This window comes from Aliivibrio kagoshimensis (assembly GCF_050337105.1).
Taxonomy (GTDB): Bacteria; Pseudomonadota; Gammaproteobacteria; order Enterobacterales; family Vibrionaceae; genus Aliivibrio_A; species Aliivibrio_A kagoshimensis.
This window is the reverse complement of the sequence record NZ_JAKJSQ010000132.1, coordinates 1-3,922: the sequence shown is the minus strand read 5'-3', so window position 1 is coordinate 3,922 and position 3,922 is coordinate 1. Positions and strand designations below refer to the sequence as shown.

Below are 3,922 nucleotides of genomic sequence, written 5' to 3'. Positions count from 1 at the left end.
CTCTATGACCTAGCCAATAAGTGATTTTTATTAATAAATACATCAGTATCAAAAAATAAGACTATAAGTTTCACTTCATGAGGTTCACTTAAGAATAGAATTTCTAATCGCTAATTCAAGGATCTCATTTCACTCTCACCTAAGTTTTGACGCATTTTGTAAGAAGAGTCAAAATTTTGAACAAAACTAGAATTGACTTTCTTAACTCTGGTACACTTTACTGATAGTGCTATTAACAAGTTTTTCTACGAATCTATCCCCTATGAAGTACTGATTTCGTTAGAAATCAGATAAGGATACCTTTTGTCTATTTCCGCAAAATATCTTCTCGAAGCGTTACGAGAAACTATGAAAGCTCAGAATGTAAACTTCACTCAACTGTCTGAAAGTTGCCAAGTTCCTGTCAGCAGTTTGAAGAGGCAACTTCACAATACCAGTTTAGGTATCGATAAAATCTCGTACTACTGTACCTTTTTAAATACTGATATCTTGCAACTGGCTGTCATAGCAAAGAAGCTTCAGCACTTTAATACTAAAGCAATATCAGAGAGCAACAATATCACCTTTGCCCGCTTTCCTTTTCTGTATGATTTTATTTATATGTTAAGTTCGTTAAAGTATTCCGTTGAACAGATTCAAGAAGAACAAGGCTTAAACGATCAATCTATCTCTCATTATTTACGAGCATTAGAGCTGATGGGATATTTGCGCATCATTGAGAAAAAACGAGTTCAACTGCAACCTGCGGTGCGTTTTATTACCAAAGAGGACACGCCATTGGATGCTCTGTTTGTAGAGCGATTTAAAGAACATCAAGATAAATACAGTTTTCGACCCAATGTATGTGTTGCCCAAGTCAAACTAACCGAAGAGCAAATTGTTCAGTTAGAGAGTAACTTATATGACCAATTCATTACTTTTCATAATCAGAACTTAATCAAAGAAGATGCGGAATACCGTAATATTTGCCTATCCGTTGTGCCAGGAACGGACCTAAGGTTAAGTAAGGAGATGCCAGATTTAGAAGGGACGATCCTGCAAGAGGTTAAAGCACTGCAAGAGGCGACCTACGAGTCAATCAAAGATTAAATCGTAGCGGCGAATAGAAAGAAACTATAGACCCGTTCCTACATTAATATAGTAAGTGGTCTGCTCGCGACTTTGGGCCAGATCAATACCGACACGTAAGCCATATCGGCGAGCAATCGTATACCGAAAACCTGCGCCATAAGTGTATTGACCAGTACTTTGATACGCTTGTTCAAAATTCTCTCCGGTAGCACCGCCACCGCCAAAAATAGAGGTCATCCAACGAGGGGTGATCTCCCACATAAGCTGAGTTTCAATGGCGATAACCGCTTCACCTTGATAGCGATATTTAGGAATGCCCCGCAGATCGATATAAGGGTATACAAAAACGGGCAATGCTATGTCTTTACTCGTCAACGAGTTATACATCCCTTTTAATCCCCATGTCCAATTTTGAAAGACGGGAAGATAATTAGTTGCCTTGATTGCAAACGTATCATATTCATAATCACTCCCAAATTGCTCTTTGTGCCACATATATTCAGTGGATAGATGCATGCCATTAGTAGGGAAAACCAAACTGTTTTTCGTGTCTATTTCAGCAATAACCCCTAAACCAGAAGTTTGAGGGTTCAAGTTAACAAAGTCTCCAATAATACCCGCGAGTTTACGCCCTTCAGTATGAATAGTTGATTGGGTGAATTCTTGTGATACTCCAATAAATAACGGCGAGTCGGCTACTCGAAATTGTAGCTTTTGAATCAGCCCTCCCCCTTTTATATTCAAGGTCACATTGAGATCTCTATTAGGTAAATTTTGGCTATAAAAGCCCATATTAATGTCACCATAACCGCCACCAACCAAGTAACGAATCGAGTCTTGGTTAAAGCTACGATAATGCCCAGCGAAACCTAATTTGGTGTCATTCTCGGTCACTAGACCACCCACAACGGTAAGCGCTGGGGTCAACAATTTTGCCCCACCATCAATCGACTCAGCGGCCTGTTTTTTTCGCTTCTCTTTTTGTTCATCTGATTCATGTAAGAGCAACCCTGCGACCCCAATACCATTACCAACAGAAGGTTCAGTCACGATAATTGGGATGGGCATAAAACCGTAAGCGTTGTTTGCTAGATACTCTCCCATATCAAGATAGCCATCCATAGGGTCAGAAAATTGATTGGCCTTAATGGGACAGATAAACATTAAAAGTGCCAAATAAAATCCATACCTGCCTTTGAATTGACTCATCATGCTCCCTGCATTAGTTTCCATAAATGGCGACTGACTTAGATATTAGCTGTTCATGCAAAGAAATACTCAACCAGACCGCAATAACGTTCAATACTTCAAATAATAGCTCGCTTATCCTGCTCATCTAATTACGATCCAAAGGAATTACCATGCTCTCTGTTTTACTCTCCATGACTATTTTTGCTTTAATTGGTGCCATCACACCCGGTCCGGTGAATGTCATTGCCACCAGTACCAGCGCTAACTTTGGCTTTAAACGCACTCTGCCTCATATTATTGGTGCGAGTATCTCCTACGCAATGATCGTATTTATCGTAGGCATTGGCTTTAATGCTGTTTTAAAGAATCATCCGCAAATTACCGAACTATTACGCTATATAGGGGCTGCTTTCCTTTTTTATATGGCGTATAAAATTGCAACATCAGCAACGAGCTCAGAATCAATAGACAGTACAGAGACCCCGCCTAGATGGTTAGACGGTGTATTGGCTCAAGCGCTCAATCCAAAAGCGTGGTTAGTGTCTATGTCAGGTATTACTCTGTTTGTCACCAGTCAATCTCCAGCCTCTACCTACTTGGTTATGTTCACCTTAATCTCACTGTTCATCTGTTTGGTAGGGGTGGGCACATGGGCAGCAGCAGGGCACCTCATTTATAAACTCTTGTCGAAGCCACACCATTACGTTATGTTGAATAGAACAATGGGACTTCTACTAAGTGTGACTGTTCTATTAATGTTATTCACTTAAGGATAGGGTGAGAGTAGATGGCGCAAGACAAGACACTGACACTACAAAAAAGCCAAGCATTGCCCTTTGTGGAGATGCGTGACGCTCGAGGTTCCAGTGCTTGTTACCATACCCACTCTCACGATGAGTTCTCTTTTGGTGTAATTGACCAAGGAAGTGCTAACTACCTGAATATGAAACACGCTCACCAGATCCACCAGGGCCACACTGTGACGATTAACCCTGGTGATGCTCACTCTTGCAACCCAAAAGAGGGAGCGTGGTCATTTAGGATGCTATTTGTAGATACTCAATGGATCGCCGACTTGCAACAGGAGATGTTGAGTAATATTCAATTTGATTATCAACCTTTTTCACAACACTACAAACAAGATCTCTACGACTATCAACAGTTCTCCACTCTGTTTGAATCGTTAAAAAAAGAGACACACCTGCTCACTGCTGAAGGGTTATTGATTGACTACTTTGCCAACCAATTTTCAAAAAGCACTCATTTGCTCCCAGAGAACCGCCGAGTAGATGTCCGCTCAGTGTCTCTGGTTAAAGAGATGATATTGGACCAATTAGATACGAATATCTCTTTGGATGAATTCGCAAAACAAACTGAACTGAGCCGATATCACCTGATCCGAAGTTTCAAAAACCATTACGGCCAATCCCCCCATGCGTTTCAGCTCGATCAACGCATCAAAAAAGCTAAGACTCTGTTGCAGCAAGGCACTAGTCTGATTAACACCGCATCACAATTAGGCTTTGCTGATCAAAGTCATTTCCAGCGTCATTTCAAAAAGCGATTGGCCATCACACCCAAGCAGTACCAAGGTTTTTTCCTCTAATATTTTGAGTCACTTTCAACACAATTTTTTTCGTTTTTTTCCTCTGTTCCACCC

General features: G+C 40.8%; 4 protein-coding genes. 3 read left to right on the top strand and 1 reads right to left on the bottom strand.

The genetic code is table 11. The features are described from left to right. Positions 1–348: 348 nt before the first annotated feature. On the top strand, positions 349–1,089 hold the full coding sequence (locus L4C32_RS20355; protein WP_428198718.1) for a hypothetical protein: 741 nt from the start codon (positions 349–351) through the stop codon (positions 1,087–1,089). Between the two features lie 24 nt (positions 1,090–1,113). Here the strand turns inward: L4C32_RS20355 and L4C32_RS20350 are convergent, their stop codons facing one another. Then, positions 1,114–2,247 carry a BamA/TamA family outer membrane protein gene (locus L4C32_RS20350; RefSeq protein ID WP_428198717.1) on the bottom strand — a complete coding sequence of 378 codons (1,134 nt, stop codon included), beginning with the start codon at positions 2,245–2,247 and terminating at the stop codon, positions 1,114–1,116. Between the two features lie 185 nt (positions 2,248–2,432). Here L4C32_RS20350 and L4C32_RS20345 point away from each other — a divergent pair, with 185 nt between their 5' ends. Then, a complete protein-coding gene (locus tag L4C32_RS20345) occupies positions 2,433–3,032 on the top strand; it encodes a LysE family translocator (RefSeq protein ID WP_428198716.1) in 600 nt (199 codons plus the stop codon). A 17-nt stretch (positions 3,033–3,049) separates the two neighbouring features. Then, positions 3,050–3,868, top strand: a complete 819-nt coding sequence (locus L4C32_RS20340; protein WP_428198715.1) for an AraC family transcriptional regulator — start codon at positions 3,050–3,052, stop codon at positions 3,866–3,868. Positions 3,869–3,922: the final 54 nt, after the last annotated feature.

Coding starts and splice junctions, on each gene's coding strand:
- L4C32_RS20345 (WP_428198716.1), top strand. CDS start 2,433: ATGCTCTCTGTTTTACTCTCCATGACTATTTTTGCTTTAATTGGTGCC.
- L4C32_RS20355 (WP_428198718.1), top strand. CDS start 349: ATGAAAGCTCAGAATGTAAACTTCACTCAACTGTCTGAAAGTTGCCAA.
- L4C32_RS20340 (WP_428198715.1), top strand. CDS start 3,050: ATGGCGCAAGACAAGACACTGACACTACAAAAAAGCCAAGCATTGCCC.